This is a genomic window from Neobacillus sp. NPDC097160, from assembly GCF_044762155.1.
Lineage (GTDB): Bacteria > Bacillota > Bacilli > Bacillales > Cytobacillaceae > Neobacillus.
Window position 1 is genome coordinate 154,585 of sequence record NZ_JBIWDU010000008.1, and the last position, 22,699, is coordinate 177,283.

Genomic DNA, 22,699 nt, shown 5'->3' on the forward strand with positions numbered 1-22,699 from the left:
TGTTCATGTGCTCCCATTCATAGGAGGTCTAACCTGCTTATGTTTCGCCATTGGTAAAATCACCTCGATAATGGTTCCCTTTTGGTCACTCCAAAAGTGAATTGTACCGTCATGGTTTTCGACAATTTGTTTGGAAATCATAATCCCGAGTCCAGTGCCGTCCTCCTTCGTGGTAAAAAACGGTTCTCCCAGACGTCTTAAAATATCCTGTGGCATCCCTTCTCCAGTGTCTTTAATGATCAACTTCACCTTATTAAAGCTGTGTTTTTTCAGCTCAATTGTGACGGTACCGCCTGTAGGCATTGCTTCAATGGCATTTTTTAAGATATTGATAAACACTTGTTTCAATTGATTTTTATCACATTTTATCGTGAAATTTTTAGAATTATAAATCGTTTCAATATGAACTCCATTCATTATTGCCTGGGTATTAATTAACGTTTTTACACTTTCGATGAGTGAAATTAAATCCACTATTTCAAATTTTAATTCATGCGGCTTGGCTAACACTAATAACTCACTCAGAATCAGTTCTATTCGATCTATCTCAGATTGGATAATCCCAAAATATGGCTTATTATTGTCTACTTGGGACTCCATTAACTGAAGAAACCCTTTAATCGCAGTGAGGGGATTTCTTACTTCATGGGCAATCCCAGCTGCCAGCTGTCCTGCCACATTTAATTTTTCTGAGTTTAGCAAGAGTTCCTGTGTCTTTTTCCGTTCCGTTATATCCCTAAAAATAATATGTCGTGCGGGTTTATTTTTGAAAATAGTTGGAATTCCTTTGACTTCCGCTATTAAAACAGTGCCGTCCAAACGGATGAGTTTGTATTCATAAAACTCTGTTGCATCCCCGCTTGAAACAATACTGTTTCTTTTTTTTGCCATCTCGTGATAATCCGGATGAAAAATATCTAAAATCTTCTTTTTAAGAATATCCGCCTTTTTTGTTGCACCTAATAATCTTGCACCTGTTTCATTAATAAAAAGTATTTTATTCCCTCTGGCGATAAACACGGCATCGGGTGAATACTCAACTAAATCCCGATATGTATCTTCGATTTTTTTAGCATCTTCTTCTACTTTTGTTTGCTTCGAAATATCTCTAATAACACTTACCACTTCTAATACATGAAGGGTTTCAGGGTCAATGACTGGTTTACAAAGAGACTCCACCCAAATATAATTCCCGCCCTTTTTACGAATACGATAACAGGACCTTCCATTTTTGAGGCTGCTTATGCACTTTTTACGATTCATATAGGCCTTTTTCGTATCATCCGGATGAATAAAGGTTAAAACATTTTGTTTGATTACCTCATCAGAAGTATAGCCGAGAATATGTTCACAGGATGGGGAGACATAGAGAATTTCCCCCTGTAGGTTGGTGCTAATAATGAGATCTAGTACATTATCTGTTAAGATCCGCTGCATTTCTTCTATTTTTCTTACTTCTTCTTTCTTCCTTTTTAATTCGGTTATATCCCTTGCAACTACACATACCCCAACAATTTGGTCTTCCACGCTTATCGGGATATTCGTTACATTTAAATCAACAAGTATGCCGCCTTTGTTCGTCATTTTACAATCAAAGTTTTGGAATTGACCTAATACAGCTTTATGAAAATGATGAAATACCTTATTTACATGATCGATTGGAAAAAGGAATTGGAGTTTCAACTGCTTTGCTTCTTCTGCAGCATAACCTGATATTTTTACGAAAGCCGGGTTCCCTTGTACAACATGTCCTTCAATATCTAAAATGAACATACTATCTTTGTTACAATTGAACAACGTTTCACATCTACTAATATTGTCATCTAAATATTTGATTAAAAGCATTCTCTTTTCACTTTTTATTGCTTCAACAGGACCGTTCATCTCTCTCTATCAGTTCCTTTCTCCCCAAAATGAATGAAAAATATGAAAAGCCAAGATGAGTAAGACTCCCATCTTGGCTTGTGTCTGGCTCTATTGTCTAACTCACTTCCGCCTCTATGCTGTTGGGTATTTCTTTTATCCTAATTTTCATTGTAAATTTTACTGATAAAACTTTCAATAGATTTCTACTATTTCCCATTAAGTTATGAAACTTTTGTTCAATTTTGCAGTAATAAATGTATATAAATGATGAACCGGCTTCCAAAATTGGAAGCCGGTCATCTTTAAAGTTCTAGTTCTCCCATTCGAAGGAGCTCTACAACAGCTTGTGAACGCCCCTTAACACCAAGCTTTTGCATGGCATTTGATATGTGATTCCTTACAGTTTTTTCGCTTATAAATAATTCACCAGCGATTTCTTTCGTTGTTTTGTCTTGTACTAGTAGTTCGAATACTTCTCTTTCACGTTTGGTGAGTAACGGCTTGTGATTATAATCATTCTCCTTCAAGTATTGTAACCCTCCTTGCCTTCGCCAGTAATGAATCGTTGGGTGGGTATATATTTAGTCACCATATCTTATGTGAACGAACCTAATGTAGTGACTATATTTGCTTTAAGGAGAATGATTTTATAAAAAAATTTCTCAAACGCCAAAAACCTTCTTTTCCGAATCAGAAAAGAAGGTTTTTTTAAATAGGCGCTTTTCTTTTTAGTCGTTGTCACTGCCGAAGAAGTTCCTAAATGCCTGCATCGTAGCGTCACGGTTAATGGCTGCAATAGAAGTCGTAATCGGAATCCCTTTCGGACATGCTTGCACGCAGTTTTGTGAATTACCGCAGCCTTGCATTCCGCCATCCTCCATAAAGGCATTTAAACGTTCTGCTTTGTTCATTTCACCTGTTGGATGTGCATTAAATAAGCGAACTTGGTTAAATACAGCAGGTCCCATAAAGTTGGTTTTGCTATTTACATTTGGACATGCTTCTAAACAAACTCCGCATGTCATACATTTTGAAAGCTCATATGCCCATTGACGTTTCTTCTCAGGCATACGCGGCCCTGGTCCTAAATCATAGGTTCCATCAATTGGGATCCAGGCTTTTACTTTTTTCAAGGAATCAAACATTCTGCTGCGGTCAACCTGAAGGTCACGGACAACCGGGAATGTTCGCATTGGTTCCAAACGAATTGGCTGCGTTAATTGATCCACTAATGCCGAACAAGATTGGCGCGGCTTACCGTTGATCACCATTGAACAGGCGCCGCACACCTCTTCAAGACAGTTCATATCCCAAGTGATTGGGGTAGTAGCTTGTCCCTTTGCGTTGACAGGGTTTTTACGAATTTCCATTAATGCCGAAATAACATTCATATTCGGACGATATGGAATTTCAAATTCTTCCTCATATGCAGCAGAATTTTCGCTATCCTGACGCATAATTGTAAATTTAACCGTTTTATTTTCTGCCATTCTTTCCTACTCCCCTTTCTATTAATGTTTTTTCGTGTAATCGCGCTCACGCGGTTTTAGCAATGAGGTATCGACTTCAGCGTAATGGAATTCCGGTGCAGTCTTTGCATCCACGAATTTTGCCATAGTCGTTTTTAAGAATTCTTCATCATTCCGTTTAGGGAAATCAGGCTTATAATGTGCTCCACGGCTCTCATTCCTGTTGTAGGCACCAATCGTTATTACGCGGGCCAGTTGCAGCATATTTTGCAATTGACGAGTGAATGCTGCTCCTTGGTTGCTCCATTTAGACGTATCATTAATGTTAATGTTTTGGTAACGTTCCAAAAGTTCCTGAATCTTTTCGTCTGTTTTTAACAACTTATCGTTGTAGCGGACAACGGTTACGTTATCTGTCATCCATTCCCCAAGCTCCTTATGAAGCACATAAGCATTTTCGGTACCATTTAGCGACATAATCGAATTCCATTTATCTTCTTGTTCTTTCACATGACGGTCAAACACGGAAGATGAAACCGCCTCAGAAGTCTTCTCAAGTCCATCAACGTATTTAACAGCGTTTGGTCCTGCAACCATACCGCCATAAACAGCTGAAAGCAATGAGTTTGCACCTAGTCGGTTTGCACCGTGCTGTGAATAATCACACTCACCGGCAGCAAATAAACCTGGAATGGTCGTCATTTGGTCGTAATCAACCCATAGTCCACCCATTGAATAGTGAACAGCAGGGAATATTTTCATAGGTACCTTACGTGGATTATCGCCCATGAATTTCTCATAAATCTCAATAATTCCACCTAATTTTACATCTAGTTCATGTGGATCCTTATGGGATAAATCAAGGAATACCATGTTTTCGCCATTAATTCCAAGTTTCTGTGAAACGCAGACATCAAAAATTTCACGGGTAGCAATATCCCGTGGTACAAGGTTTCCATATGCAGGATATTTTTCTTCTAGGAAATACCATGGTTTTCCATCTTTATAGGTCCAAATCCGGCCGCCTTCACCACGTGCTGATTCACTCATTAAGCGCAGCTTGTCATCACCAGGGATAGCAGTAGGATGGATTTGGATCATTTCACCATTCGCGTAAGTAGCACCCTGCTGGTAAACGATCGATGCAGCGGAGCCGGTATTAATAACAGAGTTGGTTGACTTACCAAAAATAATCCCAGGGCCGCCTGTTGCCATGATGACAGCATCAGCAGAGAATGACTTAATTTCCATTGTTTTAAGGTTTTGAACAACAACCCCGCGGCATATGCCATCATCATCCACAACGGCACCTAAGAATTCCCAGCCTTCATATTTTGTAACCAAACCGTCCACTTCATGACGACGGACTTGTTCATCTAACGCATATAGCAATTGCTGTCCGGTTGTTGCACCGGCAAATGCGGTACGGTGATGCTGTGTTCCACCAAAGCGACGGAAGTCGAGTAATCCTTCGGGAGTACGATTAAACATAACTCCCATCCGGTCAAATAAATTAATAATAAATGGTGCAGCTTCACACATAGCTTTAACTGGAGGCTGATTCGCTAAGAAATCGCCGCCATAAACAGTATCGTCAAAGTGAATCCACGGTGAATCACCTTCACCCTTTGTATTTACAGCTCCATTAATACCACCTTGGGCACAAACAGAGTGAGAACGTTTTACCGGAACAAGAGAAAATAGTTCTACTGGTGTTCCTGATTCTGCAACTTTGATGGTAGCCATTAAGCCAGCTAAGCCGCCGCCGACTACGATCACTTTACCTTTACCCATTCGTGACTCACTCCCTCAATCCAAAATACAATATTTTTCCGAACAATCAGTAATTATTAAACAAATGCGATTAGTGTTTGAATGGCAATAATTGATAAAACTAGAAAAACACCAATTGTCACGTATGTAGAAATGACTTGTGAACGTGGTGACACAGTAATCCCCCAGCTAACCATGAATGACCATAAACCATTAGCAAAGTGGAAAATCGTCGAAAGGATACCTACTAAATAGAAAACAAACATAACTGGTGATGATAAAATATCATGCATCATATCATAGGATACCTCGGCACCAAATGCTGCAGCCACGCGGGTTTGCCATACGTGCCAAGCAATAAAAATCAGTGTAATGACGCCTGATATACGTTGCAATATGTACATCCAGTTCCTGTATGTACCAAACCTGTTGACATTGCTATTCGCGGTAAAAGCAATATAAAGTCCGTAGATTGCGTGAAATAGTATAGGTAAATAGATAACTACAGTTTCCAGAACAATCCGGAAAGGCAGATTTCCCATAAAACCTGCAGCCTTATTGAAGGACTCCGGTCCTCCTGTTACAAAATGGTTGACTACAAGGTGCTGCACCAGGAATAACCCGATTGGAATAACGCCCAGCAGCGAATGCAATCTGCGATTAACAAACTCTCGATTACCCGCCATTTTTTTACCCCCCTTTAATTTTTAAAAAATAATGTTAGGTTTCTTCCCTTTTTAATTCCCCTTAAAGAATTCTAACTTAGCACCACTGTGACAATAATGTGACATGTCCATTTTACTCCCAACAACTTGGAGCGTCAAGAAAACGGATACACAATCTTAAGTAAAAAATAAAATTTTTAAAATATATTGATATTATAATAGAATGGTGTAGAACACTTAATTCGATTGGATTTTTTTAGATATACAACCATTTTTTTGTATTTAATTACCAACATCTAAATGCTAATAATTTTACCTTTTAGGAAAAAGTAATTATGATGGTACATGAAATTAGATATTGCACAATAATATTACTTTTTCCATTAAAACTGTACTGAAACATAACACAAATTGTATATAATAGAATGATAGAAAGAGGGGAAACATGTGAAAGAAAGTACAGTCATTGATTTAAATGTGAATGCTGCTGAACCACGAACGATTTCGATATTCGGATATGAATTAATCAGGGAAATCCTTTTGCCTGAGATTTTAGGGAAAGATACCCCTGAAATCTTGTATTGGGCAGGGAAACGTCTGGCAAGGAAATTTCCTTTAGTTGATTTTGATCAAGTCGTTGAGTTTTTCGCTAATGCTTCATGGGGCCAGCTTGAAATAAAAAAAGAAACAAAAAATGAAATTGATATTGAACTAACGAGTCCTCTTATTGTGTCCCGTGTGAAATCAAAAGCTGAGCACTTTTTCCAGCTCGAGGCCGGTTTTCTTGCCCAGCAGATTGAGCTTCAAAAAGAAGTCGTCGCCGAAGCCTTCGAACACCCAGTCAAAAAAGCAAATAAAGTACAATTCACTATCAAATGGGATACAAAAGATCCCATCAAATAAAGTGAAACCAACGAGCATAAAGAGCCTTTAACCTATAATTACTGTTAAAAGGGTGTCAGGTACCTTAATGGTGCCTGTCACCCTTTTTACTATTTGCTTAGTTCGAATGCTGCGTGTAGGGATTCTACTGCTTTTAGCATTTGTTTCTCTTCGACGACGGCGGAGACTTTTATTTCGGATGTGCTGACCATTTTGATTTGGATGTTGTTAGCGGCAAGGACTTCAAACATTTTTGCAGCTACACCTGGATTAGAGATCATGCCTGAACCAACAATCGATACCTTTGCTAATTTATTTTCCGCATCAAGCTGCTCGTAACCCAGCACTTCCTTATTGTCCTCTAGTACCTTCAATGTCTCTAATAAGTCATTTGTATGAATGGAGAACGACAGATTGGCACTTCCTCCCTCTGTTGTGCTTTGAATAATAATGTCAACGTTAAGATGATTCTGTGCTAAGGTTGTAAAAATGGTTGACAGGCTTGTTAGTGAATTGCTAAGCCCTAATACAGTTACCTTTGTTATTTCATCTTCAAATGCGACACCACGTACGACTAAATTTTGTTCCATTGTTGCTTCCCCCTCAATGACTGTTCCTTCTATTTTCTCCATACTTGAACGAACTTCAAGCTGTACTTGATAGTTTTTAGCAAACTCCACTGCTCTTGGATGCAATACTCCCGCACCTAAATTAGCAAGCTCGAGCATTTCATCATACGAAACAGATAATAATTTGCGTGCCGACTTGACATACCTTGGATCCGTGGTGAACACCCCGGTTACATCGGTATAAATATCGCATTTATCTGCTTTTAGTGCTGCTGCTAATGCTACTGCCGTCGTATCAGAGCCACCTCGGCCAAGTGTGGTGATTTCACCCTCTTCTGTTACACCTTGGAATCCCGCAACAATAACAACCTTTCCATCAGAAAGCTGGGTCTGGATTGCCTCAGTATTAATTTTTGAAATTCTGGCGTTTCCGTGAACCGGTTCTGTAACGATTCCCGCCTGCCATCCTGTGAAAGAAACGGCATTAAGTCCTTGTTGATTTATGGCCATGGACAATAATGAGATGGTTACCTGTTCTCCAGTAGATAACAGCATGTCCATTTCCCGCTTATTTGGCTGCGAGGAAATTTCCTTTGCAAGGCCGACAAGTTGATCCGTGGATTTCCCCATTGCCGAAACGACGACAACAACATTGTTCCCTCGCTCGGTCTCCTCTTTTACACATGCTGCCACATTTAATATTCTTTCTACATTGGCTACGGAGGTTCCCCCGAATTTTTGTACAATTAGTCCCATTGCTGCCTTCCCCTTCTTTCATTTGATTAAGCTTAGATTCTCCCAAAAACGCAAAAAAGCAATGAGAAGGGCATCTCATTGCTTCAAGAACACGAAAAAATAAATTCTCGTACAAACAATGTAAGATAGCTCTCCAAGACATAGGTCTTGACAATCCTGCATTTATTCAATGCAGAACCAGCAAAGAAAGAAATGAGACCTTCTTCACTTCGGCGAACATTCCCTTTCATGATCCTTCTTCGAAGCTCATCCTTCTCAGAACCACTACTCTTGAAGCTCGCACCTCTACCTTCACTTTAGTACTATAAAGTGATAGTAATGTAAATTTTCACTCATTATAGCATGTTCTTTTTTTTCTGACAATGCTTATGAGTGAAGTTTATTGATTAATTCTTCTACCGCATTTGCTGGAATTCCGAGGGCTCGAAATTCCTCAAATGTTGCTTCTTTCATTTTCTTAACGGAGCCGAATTCCTTTAGCAATTGTTTTTTTCGCTTTTCCCCTATTCCCGGGATATCGTCAAGTACCGATTGAAAAGCAGACTTCCCGCGGATTTGCCGGTGAAAGGTAATCGCAAAGCGGTGAACTTCATCTTGGATTCTTTGCAATAAATAAAACTCCTGGCTGTTCCTAGCAAGTGGAACAATTTCCAAAGGATTCCCGTAGAGAAGCTGCGATGTTCGGTGTTTTTCATCCTTCACAAGCCCTGAAAGCGGGATATCCAAACCTAATTCATTTTCGAGGACATCTCTTACAGCCTCAACATGGCCTTTTCCGCCATCAATGATAATTAAATCAGGAAGCGGCAGGTCATCCTTCAAGGCTCTCGAATATCTTCTTCTGGTGACTTCTCGCATCGATTCATAATCATCTGGGCCTTTAACCGATTTTATTTTATATTTGCGGTATTCCCGTTTGTTTGCTTTACCATCAATAAAAACGACCATCGCCGATACGGGGTCTGTCCCTTGGATGTTGGAGTTATCAAATGACTCAATTCGGTGCGGGGTATAGATCCCAAGCAGCTCCCCAAGGTTTTCAACTGCCTTAATGGTTCTTTCCTCATCTTTTTCAATCAAGGAGAATTTTTCATTAAGGGCAATTTTGGCATTTTTAATCGCCATTTTGACAAGGTCCCTTTTTTGCCCGCGCTGCGGCTGCAGCACCTTCACTTCAAGCAGCTGTTCCGCCATAGTCAAATCCACTTCATCCTGAATAAGAATTTCTTTTGGTTTAAAGTGATTCGCTTTTGTATAAAATTGGCCAAGGAAGGTTAAAATTTCTTCCTCCGGCTCATTGTAGATGGGAAACATGGAAACATCCCGTTCAATAAGCTTTCCTTGGCGGACAAAGAAGACTTGGACACACATCCAGCCTTTGTCGACGGCATAGCCAAAGACATCACGGTCGGTAAAATCCGTCATCGTTATTTTCTGCTTTTCCATAATCGTTTCTATATGAACAATTTTATCGCGATATTCCTTTGCACGTTCAAAATCAAGTTCCTCTGCTGCCGCAGTCATTCTTTCCGTGAGCTCTTTCTTTATCTCCTTATACCCGCCATTTAAAAAGCGCGTAATTTCATCGGTCATTTGCTTATACTGTTCTTCGCTCACTTCGTTCACGCATGGTGCCAAGCACTGTCCTAAATGGTAATACAGACAAACGCGGTCGGGAAGAGTAGAGCATTTGCGCAGTGGGTATATACGATCAAGCAGCTTTTTGGTTTCGTTGGCAGCTCCGACGTTCGGGTATGGGCCAAAGTATTTGCCCTTATCCTTTTTCACTTTTCTCGTGATGATCAGTTTCGGATGTCTTTCCGCAGTCAGCTTGATAAACGGATAGCTTTTATCATCCTTCAACATGATATTGTATTTCGGATCGTATTTTTTGATTAAGTTTAATTCCAGTAAGAGTGCTTCTATATTTGAAGAGGTAACAATATATTCAAAGTCCTCGATTTCATTAACAAGTCTTAATGTTTTCCCATCGTGCGAACCGGTAAAATAGGACCTCACTCGATTCTTTAATACTTTTGCTTTCCCCACATAGATGATTGTCCCCTGACGGTCTTTCATTAAGTAGCAGCCAGGCTGATCAGGCAGCAGTGTCAGTTTTTGCTTTATTGTTTCATTCATTTCCGGCCACTCCACTCCGTCTCTTTTTTTTCGCTATCTTATAAAATATTAATGCAAACGACCGATAAAGGGAAGTGGGAGGTTTTTCATAAAAAAACCTTAGCCGGAAAAAATCCAGCTAAGGTTTTTTTAATCTCAACTTATACGTGCTTTTCTAACACACTTGCTAATGCTTCTTTAGGTTGGAAGCCGACTACTTTGTCAACAACCTCGCCATTTTTCATCACTAACAATGTTGGAATGCTCATAACACCAAAGTTTGCAGCTGTTTGTGGGTTGTCATCCACATCAAGCTTAGTGATTTTTACTTTATCGCCCATGTCTGCGTCAAGTTCTTCAAGAACTGGAGCAATCATTTTACAAGGTCCGCACCATGGTGCCCAAAAATCTACAAGAACAAGGCCTGAACCTGTTTCAGCAGAGAAGTTTTGATCTGTTACATGTGAAATAGCCATTTTTTATTTACCCCCTAATTAATACTGAAATACTACGGAAAGTATATCATTGATTGGAATATCATGCTAATAAACTGCTCTACTTGTTATTTTCCCCCCTTCATTCAAAATTAAACAAAAAAACGAACGGAAAATTCCGCTCGTTTTCCATCATTTATTAAGAATGAACCTTAAGCTTTTTAAACTCTTCTGTTAATAATGGAACAACTTCAAACAAGTCGCCTACGATGCCGTAATCAGCAACTTTAAAGATGTTTGCTTCAGGGTCTTTGTTGATCGCTACGATTACTTTTGAGTTAGACATGCCGGCTAAGTGCTGGATAGCTCCGGAAATACCACAGGCAATATAGAGGTCAGGTGTGACAACTTTACCGGTTTGGCCAATTTGTAGGGAGTAATCACAATAGTCAGCATCACACGCACCACGTGAAGCACCAACTGCACCGCCTAGTACATCAGCCAATTCTTTAAGCGGTTTAAACCCGTCAACACTCTTTACGCCGCGGCCACCTGAAATAACCACTTTTGCTTCACTTAGGTCAACGCCTTCACTCGCTTTTCTTACTACTTCTTTAATGATGGCGCGAAGGTCTTTGATGTCAACAGATAGGGAGGAAACCTCACCGGTTCTGCTTTCATCTTTTGCTAATGGTGCAATGTTATTAGGACGTACCGTTGCAAAAATTAAGCCATCGGTAACGATTTTCTTTTCAAATGCCTTTCCGGAATAAATAGGTCTTGTAAACACGATATTTCCGCCAGCTTCTTCAACCGCAGTTGCGTCTGAAATTAAACCGGATGAAAGTTTACCGGCAATTCGTGGTGCTAAGTCTTTGCCAAGAGCTGTATGACCTAAAACGAGTCCTTCCGGTTTTTCTTGATCAATAACAGCTAGTAATGCTTGTGCATAACCATCTGATGTATATTGTTTTAATTTCTCATTTTCAACAACGACAACGCGATCTGCTCCGTTTTGGATGAACTCAGCACCTAAAGCGCTTACAGATTCGCCAACTAATACTCCAACAACTTCTCCGCCCTCTGCAACTGTTTTTGCAGCTGCTACTGCTTCGAAAGAAACATTACGTAATGAGCCGTCACGAACTTCTCCTAATACCAATACTTTTCTTGACATGTAAGTTACCTCCTGAAAAAACAATTTTTATGAAATAACGATTAAATTACTTTTGCTTCAGTATGAAGTAGGTGAACAAGTTCTTTAACCTGATCATTTAAATCACCGGCTAATACTTTTCCTGCTTCTTTTTTAGGCGGTAGATAAATTTCAATCGTTTTTGTTTTTGCTTCAACATCATCTTCTTCAAGGTCAAGATCATCTAATTCTACTTCTTCAAGCGGCTTCTTCTTTGCCTTCATAATTCCAGGTAAAGAAGGGTAGCGCGGCTCATTCAGGCCTTGTTGTGCTGTAACTAAAAGTGGTAAAGTCGTTTCAATGACTTCAGCATCCCCTTCAACGTCACGGGTAACGGTTACATTTGTTCCGTCGATTTCTAATTTCGTAATCGTTGTTACGTAAGGGATGTTAAGAAGTTCAGCGACACGAGGGCCAACCTGTCCAGTCCCGCCATCAATCGCTACATTTCCACCTAAAATTAAATCAGCATCCTTATCCTTTAAGTATTCAGCAAGGATTTTCGCTGTTGTAAATTGGTCGCCATTTTCAACATCGTCTTCGGTATTAATAAGGACAGCTTTGTCTGCTCCCATTGCAAGTGCTGTACGCAATTGTTTTTCCGTTTCTTCGTTACCGACAGAAATAACGGTTACTTCACCGCCATTGGCATCGCGGACTTGGATCGCTTCTTCAATTGCATATTCGTCATAAGGATTGATGATAAATTCAGCACCATCCTCATTGATTTTTCCACCGGAAATTGAAATTTTTTCTTCAGTATCAAAGGTTCTTTTCATTAACACATAAATGTTCATGGTTTACCTCCTAAAATTTCGAGCATTCGCTCAGTTTGAAAGATTGAGAAAATTTTTTAGAAAAAAAATGTTTATAATGCCTTCTTTAAGCAGGCGCGCTGCTTAAAGAAGTTATTCCCCTTTAAAGTTTGGCTCTCTTTTTTCAAGAAAGGCTTGGATTCCTTCTTTGCCGTCATTCGAGACAAATACTTCTCCAAATAATTCTGCCTCTTTTTTAGTGCCTTCATAAAACTCTTCTGTTTTCGCATAGTTCAATAATTGAATTGCCGCACCAATTGAGATCGGGCTTTTCTTAGCGATTTTTCCGGCTAACTTATAAGTCTGTTCTAATACATCGGCTTCTGGGAAAGCACGATTGGCCAGCCCGAATTGTACTGCTTCTAAACCTGTGATTGGCTCAGACGTGAATAGCATTTCTGCTGCACGGGCAACTCCAACATATTTTGGCAGGCGCTGTGTACCTGCAAATCCTGGAATTAAACCAAGCTGCAGCTCCGGTAGACCAAGTTTAGCTGTTTCGCTAACATAGCGGATGTGACAGGCCATTGCCAGTTCAAGACCGCCGCCGAGGGCCGCCCCATGAATCGCCGCAATAATCGGTTTCGGAAACTTTTCCATGCGGTCAAATAAATCTTGTCCAAACCTGCCAAGGTTAGCAAACCCATCTGAAGAGGTAACCGTGGTAAATTCTTTAATATCCGCACCTGCGGAGAAAAAGCGTCCTTCACCGTGTAGAACAATTACTCTAATCTCACGGTTTGACTCAATTTCATCCAGTACAGCCGACAGTTCCCTTAAAAGGCCTGATGAAAGGGCGTTTGCCGGTGGACGTTGAATCGTAATCGTGGCAATACTGTCTTCCGACGACCATTTTAAATATTCCAAAATTATTCCCCCTTTTCTACTAATCTACCGAACCCGCAGCCATTAATCAAGAGACGATGGACTGGGGATGCCAGTGCAAGCAAATTATACTTTTCCTCGTTCATAACCCATGATGTCGCGGTTTCATCAATCGTACCAAAAATCATCTGACGGGCAAGGCGAACATCGAGGTCAGGCGAAAACTCTCCCGTTTCTATGCCTTCTAAAATAATTTTATCAATCACCTGTAAGTAACCCTTTAGAACATTATTAATTCTGAGTCGCAAATCTTTGTTGGATTGGCGTAATTCCAGCTGGGTTACGATTGCAAGGTGATGATCCTCATAAAGCATACTGAAATGGGCTTCTATCATCATTAATAACTTCTCCGTCGCCGTCCCTTTTCCTGCTATCATTTGATCTATTTTTTCAATAAAATTCCCCATTTTTTCTTCAAAGAGAGAGATTAGGATGTCTTCTTTGTTCTTAAAATAAAGATAAATGGTGCCATCTGCCACTCCTGCCTGTTTCGCAATTTTAGAAACTTGGGCTTGATGATAGCCATTTTCTGCGATGGCAATGACTGCTGCATCAATAATTTGCATATATTTTGGCTTACTTTTTTTCACGTTTATCCCTCCCCCTTGAAGAAATTTATGTACAATAACTTATTAGCAAAAAGAAAAATATGAATGAATCATCATTCATATTTCAATAATAAATTTTATCTTTATTTCTGTCAAGGTTTTCTGAGCCAACTTCATCATCCTATTATAAAATTAATGAACGGACAAGCCTATTGGTTCAAAAAAAAATTTAAATTTAGGCGTGTTTTTGGCTTTCTTCCTCTATTTTTTGTTTTTCCTCCTCCACAAGCATTCTTCGGAGAATTTTTCCAACTGCCGTTTTTGGCAATTCCTCTCTAAATTCATATAGCCTTGGAGCCTTATATGCAGCCAGATATTTCCTAGCATATTGGTTCATTTCATCTCCGGTTACTTTTGAACCTTCTTTTAACACAATGTACGCCTTTACGGTCTCACCGCGATATGGATCAGGAATACCTGCTGCAACTGCCTCGAGCACATCCGGATGTTCATATAATACCTCTTCTATCTCTCTAGGATAAATATTGTATCCGCCGGCAATAATCATATCCTTTTTGCGGTCGACGACATAAAAATATCCATGTTCATTCATATAACCCAGGTCACCGGTATACAGCCATCCGTCTTGCAGAACTTCCTTTGTTTCCTCAGGGCGATTCCAGTAGCCTTTCATAATTTGCGGTCCTTTGATGACAATTTCGCCAATTTCCCCTATAGGCATTGGTTCACCTGTTTCAATCGACACGATTTTCACATCTGTATCAGGGTATGGAACACCAATACTGCCCTTTACTCTTTCCACGTCCCACAAAAAGTTGGAATGTGTTACAGGTGATGCCTCCGATAAACCATAGCCTTCAACAAGCTTTCCACCGGTCACTTCCTCAAATTTCTCCTGTACTTCCAGCGGAAGCGGTGCTGAACCACTGATGCATGCATTAATTGAGGATAAATCATATTTTTTTAAATCAGGATGGTTTAATAGGCCAATATAAATGGTTGGTGCACCTGGAAATAGGGTCGGACGCTGTTTATGAATCGTTTTTAACGTTGTCAGTGCATCAAATTTCGGCAGTAAAATCATTTTGCAAGCCATCTTAATTGATAAAATCATGCATACTGTCATCCCGTAAACATGGAAAAATGGGACGATCCCCAGCATCGATTCTTCACCAGGCTTAGCTTTGTATAACCATGTCTCACTCATAACTGTATTAGACATTAAATTTTTATGGGTTAACATGACTCCTTTTGGTGAACCCGTTGTTCCACCGGTATATTGAAGCAGGGCAATATCCTCTTCGGGATTGATATCGTACTTGGTTAATTTTTTTGGACTAGCCTTTAAAATTTCCGTCAGTAAATGGGACGTTCCCTCATGTTTTACTTTCACGACAATACCATATTGTTTTTTCTGGATGAAGGGATAGACGAGATTCTTTGGAAATGGCAAGTAGTCTTTGATAGCGGTTACAATAATATGTTGTAACTTTGTCTGCGGCATAACTTTCGAGACTCTAGGGTAGAGGATGTCTAAGGTGATAATGGCTTTGGCTCCGGAATCCTTCATTTGATACTCAAGTTCGCGTTCCGTATACAATGGATTGGTTTGCACGACAATTCCGCCAGCCATTAATATACCAAAATAACTAATAACCGCCTGTGGAGTATTTGGGAGCATGATGGCAATTCGGTCATCTTTTTCAATTCCAAGATTCCCCTGCAGGTAACCAGCAAAACGTAATGCATCTTCATAAAGCTGTTTGTAGGTCATTTCTTTACCCATAAAATGAATAGCTATTTTTTCCGGAAACGTTCTTGCTGCATTTACTAAGTATTCTTGTACTGGTTCTGAGGAGTATTCAAGTGTGGCAGGAATATCTTTTGGGTAAAGTCCCAACCATGGTTTAGACTCCAACATAAGTAACCTCCCTCTTTTGTCTATATAATTGTAAAAATTCTAAACTCTCTTCTATTATAGTACAGTATTTCACAATAAACAATTGCAGTTATGTGGCAAAAAAAATCACCGCTGATTGAATCTCAGCGATGATTTTTTCTTATACAAAAAACACCAAATAGATAATGCCAATTAGCAAAAACAAGCCGCATAATCCAAGAAGTACCTTAGCTAATTTCTCCACTGTTACTCTCCCCTTACGAAATTCCTGCACCAATTACATATGATAATCCTACTGAGATAATCAGCGAAATCAACCCAACAGCGCGGTTATCATTTTGAATTTCTTCGTCAATCTTAAATTTGGGCGTTAAAAATTCAAAGATGAAATAGCCTGCAAGTAACAGCACAAAACCGTAGATGCCCCAGCCAATCATTTCAAGCAGGGAATTGTGCTCCTCAACCGATGCGCGGAATATATTAGCTACCCCAAATATTTTCCCCCCGGTTGCCATCGCTACGGCCAAATTTCCTTTTTTTATTTCTTCCCAATTTTTATATTTGGTTACCATTTCAAAAATGGCAAGAAAGACAACCATACATAGTATTACTACACTATAGTAAGCCGCAATCTGAATATACTCGTTCTCCCAAAACTGGTTCATTGAGGCTATCTCCCCGGACATTATTTAAATTCTACGATGGTTACACCTGAACCACCTTCACCGGCTTCTCCAAAGCGAATTTTCTTAACGGAACGATGGTTTCGTAAATATTCTTGAACACCCTGCCTTAAGGCACCAGTCCCTTTCCCATGAATGATTGATACACGAGGATAACTGGATAGAAGGGCATCATCAATATATTTTTCCACTTTCAACAGGGCATCTTCATACCTTTCCCCGCGAAGGTCTAGTTCCAGTTTAACATATGAATCCCGCCCTTGGACAATAGCCATTGGCCTTGTTTCCACTTGTTTTGGTGTGCTCATATATTCCATGTCTTTCTCTTTAACCTTCATTTTCAAAATGCCGATTTGAACCTGCCACTCATTTGTCGAAACTCTTTCGACCAACGTACCTTTTTGGTCAAAGGTTAAAACCTTTACTTCATCACCTGGCATGTAGGTGTGCTTTTTGTTTTTCTTATTGGCAAGATTTACTGATTTCTTAATTTCCGGTGCAGCTTTTTCGAGACGCCGTTTAGCATCAATTAATTCATGTTCTTTAATTTCTGCATGTTTTTCCGTTCTCATTTTACGGAGGTCACGGATTACCTGCTCTGCTTCTTGCTTTGCCTCATCCACGATATCTGCTGCTTTTTCAGCTGCTTTTTCAAGCATCGTGTCTTTTTTCTCGTAAAATTCGACCATTTGTTTTTGCAAGTCCTGATGAAGCTTCTCAGCCTGCTTCAAATAATCTCTGGCTTCCTGCTGCTCAATTTCCGCCAGTCGCTTACTTTCTTCCAATGAAGCAATCATCTTATCAATCTGATTCGTATCTTCACTTACATGCGAGCGCGCTGACTGAATAACCCGTTCATTTAACCCTAATCGTTTCGATATTTCAAAGGCATTACTCCGGCCCGGCACTCCGAGCAACAGCTTATAGGTCGGGCTTAATGTCTCGACATCAAACTCGACGCTGGCATTTAATACACCTTCACGATTATAGCCATAGGCTTTTAATTCTGGGTAATGGGTCGTGGCAATGACCCTTGCCCCCCGATTGTGAACTTCATCTAAAATGGAAATCGCCAAGGCTGCGCCTTCCTGGGGATCCGTTCCCGCTCCAAGCTCGTCAAATAGCACAAGACTGTTAAAATCAACACTATTTAAGATGTCAACGATATTAACCATATGCGAGGAAAATGTACTTAAGCTTTGCTCAATCGACTGTTCATCCCCAATATCAGCATACACCGCATCAAAGACGGCCAGCTCGGAGCCGTCCAAGGCAGGAACCTGCAATCCTGCCTGTGCCATCAAGGAGCACAAGCCAAGCGTTTTTAATGTGACAGTTTTACCGCCAGTATTCGGACCGGTTATGACAATGGTCGTAAACTCTTTCCCGAGCATGATGTCGTTTGCGACCACTTCATCGATCGGAATTAACGGATGCCTTGCCTTATATAAGCTGATTCTTCCCTCATTATTCATCGCTGGTCTGGATGCCTTTATTTTTTTCCCATATCTTGCTTTTGCAAAAATAAAATCCAAATTTGCTAAGACTTCCACGATTACTTTGAGCTCGCTCTCATACTCCGCTGCTTTTGCAGAAAGCTCAGTTAGAATCCGTTCAATTTCAAGCTGTTCCTTCACCCGGATATCCTGTAATTGATTATTTAATTGGACGATAACCTGCGGCTCGATAAACAGGGTTTGTCCGGATGAGCTTTGGTCATGAATGATTCCGCCATAGTGGCCGCGATACTCTTGTTTTACCGGAATAACAAAGCGGTCATTTCGAATCGTAACAATTGCATCCGACAGCATTTTTGCAGCATTCGACGAACGAATCATGCTCTCTAATTTTTCGCGAACCCGCGACTCATTTGACCTAAGCTGATGTCGTAATGAACGCAGTAAGTCACTCGCGCTATCTAGTACCTCGCCGCTTTCATCAATGGCATGTTTAATGTCCTGTTCCAGGTTTGTCAGCGGAATAATTCGCCCAACTTGTTCTAATAAAATCGGCAGTTCCGTTCTTTCCTCGGCAACATCCTCAATGAACCGCTTCATCTGACGGCTGGCATGAATCGTGCTGGCAATTTGGTTTAGTTCATGCGGACTTAAGACACCGCCAATAACCGAGCGTTTTATATGGGCACGAATATCATGTATCCCTGATAACGGCACATTTCCTTTAATGCGAAAAACCGTTGCCGCTTCATCGGTTTCTATTTGAAGTCTGACCACTTCATCAAAATCAGTAGAAGGCAGTAAGTTTTTTATTTTTTCTTTTCCAAGTGAAGAAGCGGCATGTTCTAGAAGCTGCTCTCTCACCTTCGTGAATTCTAATACCTTTAAGGCTCTTTCTTGCATGGAGTTAAACCCCCTATTTATCTATTGTGTAAAAATTCAAGTAAGTCATATTTATCGTGTGCGTTTAGCACCGTAGTTTTTTTAATCCAGCCTTTTTTGGCTGCGGAAACGCCGATTTCCATATGCGTTAAAGTATCCATTTTATGGGCGTCCGTATTGATGAGAATCTTCACCCCAGCCTCCTGGGCCTTTCGTAAATATTCGGCCGCTAAGTCTAATCGGTTTGGATTCGCATTTAATTCTAAAGCCGTATTGGTTTCTTTCGCTAACTGGATCAGCAAATCGATGTCAACATCGTAGCCCGCGCGTCGCCCAATTTTTCTGCCGGTTGGATGGGCGATTAAATCTACATGTGCATTTTCAAGTGCGTTCTTTAGCCGCTCCATAATTTTTTCTTTAGGCTGTGAAAAAGCAGAATGAATCGATGCAATGACGAAATCCATTTCAGCCAAAAGTTCATCATCGTAGTCCAGTGTACCATCTGGAAGGATATCCATTTCTACCCCTGAAAGGATAAGAAAGTCATCGTATTTTTCATTTAATTTCTTAATTTCTTCTTTTTGCTTCAATAGCCGTTCGCGGGTGAGACCATTCGCTACCTTAAGGTACTGTGAATGGTCCGTAATCGCCATGTATTGATATCCACGTTTCCGGCAAGCTTCTGCCATTTCCTCAATCGAATGGGCACCATCACTCCACGTTGTATGCATATGAAGATCACCTTTAATATCAGTGAGCTCGATTAATTCCTCATTGGACGTGAAGGTTTCCACTTCCTTGCCGTCCTCCCTAATTTCCGGCGGAATAAACGGTAGATCAAAATGCTTGAAAAATTCTTCTTCTGAAGTGAAGGTACGAACTTCTCCTGTTTCCACGTTTTCTACACCATATTCACTGATTTTTTCACCGCGTTCTTTCGCAAGCTGCCGCATCCGGACATTATGGTCCTTGGAACCAGTAAAATGGTGCAAGGTGGTGATAAATTCCTCCGGTTTAACGAGGCGAAAATCGACGGAAATATCATAATCAAGCGCAAATACTAGTGAAACCTTTGTATCTCCTGCGCCAATGACCTCCTTAATATTTTGAAAATTCAAAAGATGCTCGCGAACTTTTTTCAATTGGTTTGTGGCAATAATAAAATCAAGATCCTTTATTGTCTCTCGCATTCTTCTTAAACTACCCGCTCTTGAAAAACGGGTAATCTCCGGCAGTGTTGCAAGCTTTCCTTCAATTTGCTCGGCAATTGGAAGCATGTAGGCAAGCGGCAGCCTTTCCGGTCTTGTTCCAACATCCGCAATGGCGCTTAAGATTTTTTCCTCAGTTTTTTTTCCAAAACCGGCGAGAGCTTGTACTTTCCCAGCTTCACAGGCTTCTTTTAAACTAGAAACATCAACAATGCCTAACTCCTTGTATAGCTTGGCGATTTTCTTCCCTCCAAGACCCGGGAGCTGCAGCAAAGGGATTAACCCGGCCGGCACTTCTTCCTTAAGCTCTTTTAAGACGGAAGAAGAACCCTCCTTTATGTATTCATCAATCACAGCTGCTGTGCCTTTGCCGATTCCTGATATCGCAGTAAAGTCATCAATCTCTGTTAAGGTTCGCTCATCAATTTCAAGCGCTGATGCCGCCTTGCGAAAGGCTGAAACCTTGAATGGGTTCTCCCCTTTTAATTCCATATATACCGCAATCATTTCTAGTAAACGAATGATTTCTTTTTTATTAACTTCCATTACATCCACCTGCCCTCTAGTTTAGCATCTTCATTTTACCTTATTTTAAGGCGAGAAAAGAAAAACTTCTCTGCTACAGAGAAGTTCAAGCAGCTGTATATTCAATCCACAAGCTTTTGATTTGCTGTGAAAGGATAGGCGTGTGATTCACAATTGCTTTCGCCAAAACGGAGTGATCCAAAAGATTTTGGATAAGTTCTATTGGTATTAAGGCGCCTATGTATAATAAAATAAAAATAATTAAATAGACTTCGCAGAAACCAAGGATTCCGCCTGCCAAAACATTTAACTGCTTTAAAACCGGCAGATGGGCAACAAAGTCAAGCATTGATCCAATGATTTGGAATAAGATTTTTACGGCAAAAAAGATGATCACGAAGGAAATGGCACGGTAGAATGCCGTTTCAATATCGCTTGAGTCCGTTAAAATTTTTAATGTCGTGCCTTCACCAAAGTTTGGATAAGGAATCCATAGCGTCAGCTTGGGTGCCAGCTCTTCGTAGTATGAAGTGGCAGCAATATATGCAATAATAAAACCTGTTAAATGAACGAGCTGAAGGATAAAGCCCCTTTTAAGGCCGACAAAGAATCCTATAATTAAAAAAATGATAATTGCTAAATCTAACATGATCTTTAGTCCTTTTCTTTTTGTAGTTCAGATTGCAGCCGCTCCAATTGATCTTTTATTTTTATATAATCATTGACTGCATTTACCGCTGTTAATACAGCAAGTTTATTCACGTCCAGACCTGGATTCTTAGAATGTATTTCACGCATTTTGTCGTCAACTAACGATGCCACAAGCCGAATATGACTTGGACTTTCCGTACCCATTATGACGTATTGCTGTCCGTATATATCAACTGTTGTTCGATGTTTTTGTGTATTTGACAACGCTAATGCCTCCAATCAAGAATCCTACTCTATACTATAACACGAAGTACTAGAAATCGAAAAGTCAAACAAATTATAAAAGAAGAAGCGCCGGTGCTAGAAAGGTATCAAAGTTTGTGTGATATTACTATATTTATAATAGAAATGTGGTGTTTTTACATTGGGAAATGTGGTACTTAATTTGGAAATGTCAAAGATTAGCGAAATGAAAAACTATTACGGAAAGCAACTTTTAGAGAAAAACATACCTGGAAGTGTGTTTGCCGCGAAAACTTCAGCTTGTATGATCACGGCTTATAAATCGGGGAAGGTCCTATTTCAGGGGAATGATTGTGAGAAGGAGGCCGGTAAGTGGGGCAATGCCAGTGCACCTTCTAAAAAAACAACCCCCGGTGCTGCGAAATCAAGTGCGAAAGGCGATGTCCCTGCCGGTATTGGGGAAATGTCTGCTATCGGTTCAGATGAAGTGGGCACTGGTGACTTTTTCGGGCCGATTACCGTTGTAGCTGCATATGTAAGGAAAGAAGATATACCTTTATTGAGGGAATTAGGTGTCCGCGATTCAAAGGATTTAAATGATGAAAAAATCATTGCGATTGCCAAGGTCATCAAGGATGTTGTTCCGTTTAGCCTGATGACGCTGAAAAATGATAAATATAATCAGGTACAGCGATCGGGAATGTCCCAAGGGAAAATGAAGGCCATCCTTCATAATCAAGCAATTTTAAATGTATTGGATAAAATTGCGCCTGTTAAGCCTGAGGCAATCCTAATTGACCAATTTGTCCAGCCAAGTACGTATTTTCAGCATTTAAAAGAACAAAAAGCAGTTGCCAAAGAAACTGTTTATTTTAGTACAAAGGCGGAAGGTATTCATCTTGCAGTCGCCGCTGCCAGTATTCTCGCTCGTTATGCCTTTATTCAATACATCGATAAGCTTAGCGAAGCAGCAGGCTTTAAGATTCCAAAAGGCGCCGGGGCACAAGTTGATGTAGCTGCAGCAAAGTTAATTTTGAGTAAAGGCCGTGACATTCTGCCTTCCTTTGTTAAGCTTCACTTTGCCAATACCGAAAAAGCGATCGCCCTTGTAAATAAAAAACAGCGTTAAAGAATATAAATAGGATGTAATCGTG

20 protein-coding genes and 1 riboswitch are annotated in these 22,699 nt (G+C 40.2%); of the genes, 2 read left to right on the forward strand and 18 right to left on the reverse strand.

Annotated elements, in window-relative coordinates; all coding sequences use genetic code 11:
* Window positions 1–3: 3 nt before the first annotated feature.
* From ACIQXV_RS13375 to ACIQXV_RS13395, 5 genes are all read right to left on the reverse strand, one after another.
* Window positions 4–1,884, reverse strand: coding sequence for a PAS domain S-box protein (locus ACIQXV_RS13375; protein ID WP_402959563.1), 1,881 nt, complete (start codon window positions 1,882–1,884; stop codon window positions 4–6).
* A 284-nt stretch (window positions 1,885–2,168) separates the two neighbouring features.
* Window positions 2,169–2,393 carry a spore germination transcription factor GerE gene (gene gerE, locus ACIQXV_RS13380; RefSeq protein ID WP_007087335.1) on the reverse strand — a complete coding sequence of 75 codons (225 nt, stop codon included), beginning with the start codon at window positions 2,391–2,393 and terminating at the stop codon, window positions 2,169–2,171.
* A 201-nt stretch (window positions 2,394–2,594) separates the two neighbouring features.
* A complete protein-coding gene (gene sdhB / locus ACIQXV_RS13385; RefSeq protein ID WP_402959565.1) occupies window positions 2,595–3,356 on the reverse strand; it encodes a succinate dehydrogenase iron-sulfur subunit in 762 nt (253 codons plus the stop codon).
* A gap of 21 nt (window positions 3,357–3,377) precedes the next feature.
* A complete protein-coding gene (sdhA, locus tag ACIQXV_RS13390) occupies window positions 3,378–5,129 on the reverse strand; it encodes a succinate dehydrogenase flavoprotein subunit (protein ID WP_402959567.1) in 1,752 nt (583 codons plus the stop codon).
* A 56-nt stretch (window positions 5,130–5,185) separates the two neighbouring features.
* On the reverse strand, window positions 5,186–5,794 hold the full coding sequence (locus ACIQXV_RS13395; protein ID WP_402959568.1) for a succinate dehydrogenase cytochrome b558 subunit: 609 nt from the start codon (window positions 5,792–5,794) through the stop codon (window positions 5,186–5,188).
* Window positions 5,795–6,220: 426 nt separating this feature from the next.
* On the opposite strand from ACIQXV_RS13395, the gene ACIQXV_RS13400 reads away from it, so the two are divergent.
* A complete protein-coding gene (locus ACIQXV_RS13400) occupies window positions 6,221–6,676 on the forward strand; it encodes a YslB family protein (protein ID WP_402959570.1) in 456 nt (151 codons plus the stop codon).
* 89 nt (window positions 6,677–6,765) lie between these two features.
* Here ACIQXV_RS13400 and ACIQXV_RS13405 read toward each other — a convergent pair whose 3' ends face one another.
* The 13 genes from ACIQXV_RS13405 to zapA all read right to left on the reverse strand — a co-directional run bounded on the left by ACIQXV_RS13405 (window position 6,766) and on the right by zapA (window position 21,566).
* Window positions 6,766–7,980 (reverse strand): aspartate kinase, encoded by a 1,215-nt coding sequence (locus ACIQXV_RS13405; RefSeq protein ID WP_402959572.1) that lies wholly within the window; start codon window positions 7,978–7,980, stop codon window positions 6,766–6,768.
* 118 nt (window positions 7,981–8,098) lie between these two features.
* A riboswitch (Lysine riboswitch) is annotated at window positions 8,099–8,276 on the reverse strand.
* 70 nt (window positions 8,277–8,346) lie between these two features.
* Window positions 8,347–10,119: an excinuclease ABC subunit UvrC gene (gene uvrC, locus ACIQXV_RS13410; RefSeq protein ID WP_402959574.1), complete on the reverse strand. Its 1,773-nt coding sequence runs from the start codon at window positions 10,117–10,119 to the stop codon at window positions 8,347–8,349.
* 140 nt (window positions 10,120–10,259) lie between these two features.
* Entirely contained in the window at window positions 10,260–10,574 is a 315-nt protein-coding gene (gene trxA / locus ACIQXV_RS13415) for a thioredoxin (RefSeq protein ID WP_402959576.1), read from the reverse strand.
* Between the two features lie 157 nt (window positions 10,575–10,731).
* Window positions 10,732–11,709 carry an electron transfer flavoprotein subunit alpha/FixB family protein gene (locus tag ACIQXV_RS13420; RefSeq protein WP_402959577.1) on the reverse strand — a complete coding sequence of 326 codons (978 nt, stop codon included), beginning with the start codon at window positions 11,707–11,709 and terminating at the stop codon, window positions 10,732–10,734.
* 41 nt (window positions 11,710–11,750) lie between these two features.
* The gene (locus ACIQXV_RS13425; protein ID WP_402959579.1) at window positions 11,751–12,524 is read right to left on the reverse strand and encodes an electron transfer flavoprotein subunit beta/FixA family protein; all 774 of its coding nucleotides are present in this window, start codon (window positions 12,522–12,524) and stop codon (window positions 11,751–11,753) included.
* Window positions 12,525–12,635: 111 nt separating this feature from the next.
* Window positions 12,636–13,409: an enoyl-CoA hydratase gene (locus ACIQXV_RS13430; RefSeq protein ID WP_402959580.1), complete on the reverse strand. Its 774-nt coding sequence runs from the start codon at window positions 13,407–13,409 to the stop codon at window positions 12,636–12,638.
* Between the two features lie 2 nt (window positions 13,410–13,411).
* The gene (locus ACIQXV_RS13435) at window positions 13,412–14,017 is read right to left on the reverse strand and encodes a fatty acid metabolism transcriptional regulator FadR (RefSeq protein ID WP_402959582.1); all 606 of its coding nucleotides are present in this window, start codon (window positions 14,015–14,017) and stop codon (window positions 13,412–13,414) included.
* A 193-nt stretch (window positions 14,018–14,210) separates the two neighbouring features.
* Entirely contained in the window at window positions 14,211–15,917 is a 1,707-nt protein-coding gene (locus ACIQXV_RS13440; RefSeq protein WP_402959584.1) for an AMP-binding protein, read from the reverse strand.
* A gap of 236 nt (window positions 15,918–16,153) precedes the next feature.
* Window positions 16,154–16,561, reverse strand: a complete 408-nt coding sequence (locus tag ACIQXV_RS13445; RefSeq protein WP_402959586.1) for a DUF350 domain-containing protein — start codon at window positions 16,559–16,561, stop codon at window positions 16,154–16,156.
* A 20-nt stretch (window positions 16,562–16,581) separates the two neighbouring features.
* Entirely contained in the window at window positions 16,582–18,939 is a 2,358-nt protein-coding gene (locus ACIQXV_RS13450; protein ID WP_402959588.1) for an endonuclease MutS2, read from the reverse strand.
* Between the two features lie 17 nt (window positions 18,940–18,956).
* Entirely contained in the window at window positions 18,957–20,672 is a 1,716-nt protein-coding gene (gene polX / locus ACIQXV_RS13455; RefSeq protein WP_402959590.1) for a DNA polymerase/3'-5' exonuclease PolX, read from the reverse strand.
* An 85-nt stretch (window positions 20,673–20,757) separates the two neighbouring features.
* Window positions 20,758–21,300 carry a CvpA family protein gene (locus ACIQXV_RS13460; RefSeq protein ID WP_402959591.1) on the reverse strand — a complete coding sequence of 181 codons (543 nt, stop codon included), beginning with the start codon at window positions 21,298–21,300 and terminating at the stop codon, window positions 20,758–20,760.
* 5 nt (window positions 21,301–21,305) lie between these two features.
* Entirely contained in the window at window positions 21,306–21,566 is a 261-nt protein-coding gene (zapA, locus tag ACIQXV_RS13465) for a cell division protein ZapA (protein WP_402959593.1), read from the reverse strand.
* A gap of 160 nt (window positions 21,567–21,726) precedes the next feature.
* On the opposite strand from zapA, the gene rnhC reads away from it, so the two are divergent.
* Complete coding sequence (rnhC, locus tag ACIQXV_RS13470) at window positions 21,727–22,674, forward strand: ribonuclease HIII (RefSeq protein WP_402959595.1); 948 nt, start codon at window positions 21,727–21,729, stop codon at window positions 22,672–22,674.
* The last annotated feature ends 25 nt before the right edge of the window (window positions 22,675–22,699 follow it).

What these genes read in the sequence shown, in the direction of transcription:
- ACIQXV_RS13375 (WP_402959563.1), bottom strand. Translation starts at nt 1,884, where the DNA reads ATGAACGGTCCTGTTGAAGCAATAAAAAGTGAAAAGAGAATGCTTTTA.
- sdhB (WP_402959565.1), bottom strand. Translation starts at nt 3,356, where the DNA reads ATGGCAGAAAATAAAACGGTTAAATTTACAATTATGCGTCAGGATAGC.
- sdhA (WP_402959567.1), bottom strand. Translation starts at nt 5,129, where the DNA reads ATGGGTAAAGGTAAAGTGATCGTAGTCGGCGGCGGCTTAGCTGGCTTA.
- ACIQXV_RS13395 (WP_402959568.1), bottom strand. Translation starts at nt 5,794, where the DNA reads ATGGCGGGTAATCGAGAGTTTGTTAATCGCAGATTGCATTCGCTGCTG.
- ACIQXV_RS13405 (WP_402959572.1), bottom strand. Translation starts at nt 7,980, where the DNA reads ATGGGACTAATTGTACAAAAATTCGGGGGAACCTCCGTAGCCAATGTA.
- uvrC (WP_402959574.1), bottom strand. Translation starts at nt 10,119, where the DNA reads ATGAATGAAACAATAAAGCAAAAACTGACACTGCTGCCTGATCAGCCT.
- trxA (WP_402959576.1), bottom strand. Translation starts at nt 10,574, where the DNA reads ATGGCTATTTCACATGTAACAGATCAAAACTTCTCTGCTGAAACAGGT.
- ACIQXV_RS13420 (WP_402959577.1), bottom strand. Translation starts at nt 11,709, where the DNA reads ATGTCAAGAAAAGTATTGGTATTAGGAGAAGTTCGTGACGGCTCATTA.
- ACIQXV_RS13425 (WP_402959579.1), bottom strand. Translation starts at nt 12,524, where the DNA reads ATGAACATTTATGTGTTAATGAAAAGAACCTTTGATACTGAAGAAAAA.
- ACIQXV_RS13440 (WP_402959584.1), bottom strand. Translation starts at nt 15,917, where the DNA reads ATGTTGGAGTCTAAACCATGGTTGGGACTTTACCCAAAAGATATTCCT.
- ACIQXV_RS13445 (WP_402959586.1), bottom strand. Translation starts at nt 16,561, where the DNA reads ATGAACCAGTTTTGGGAGAACGAGTATATTCAGATTGCGGCTTACTAT.
- ACIQXV_RS13450 (WP_402959588.1), bottom strand. Translation starts at nt 18,939, where the DNA reads ATGCAAGAAAGAGCCTTAAAGGTATTAGAATTCACGAAGGTGAGAGAG.
- polX (WP_402959590.1), bottom strand. Translation starts at nt 20,672, where the DNA reads ATGGAAGTTAATAAAAAAGAAATCATTCGTTTACTAGAAATGATTGCG.
- ACIQXV_RS13460 (WP_402959591.1), bottom strand. Translation starts at nt 21,300, where the DNA reads ATGTTAGATTTAGCAATTATCATTTTTTTAATTATAGGATTCTTTGTC.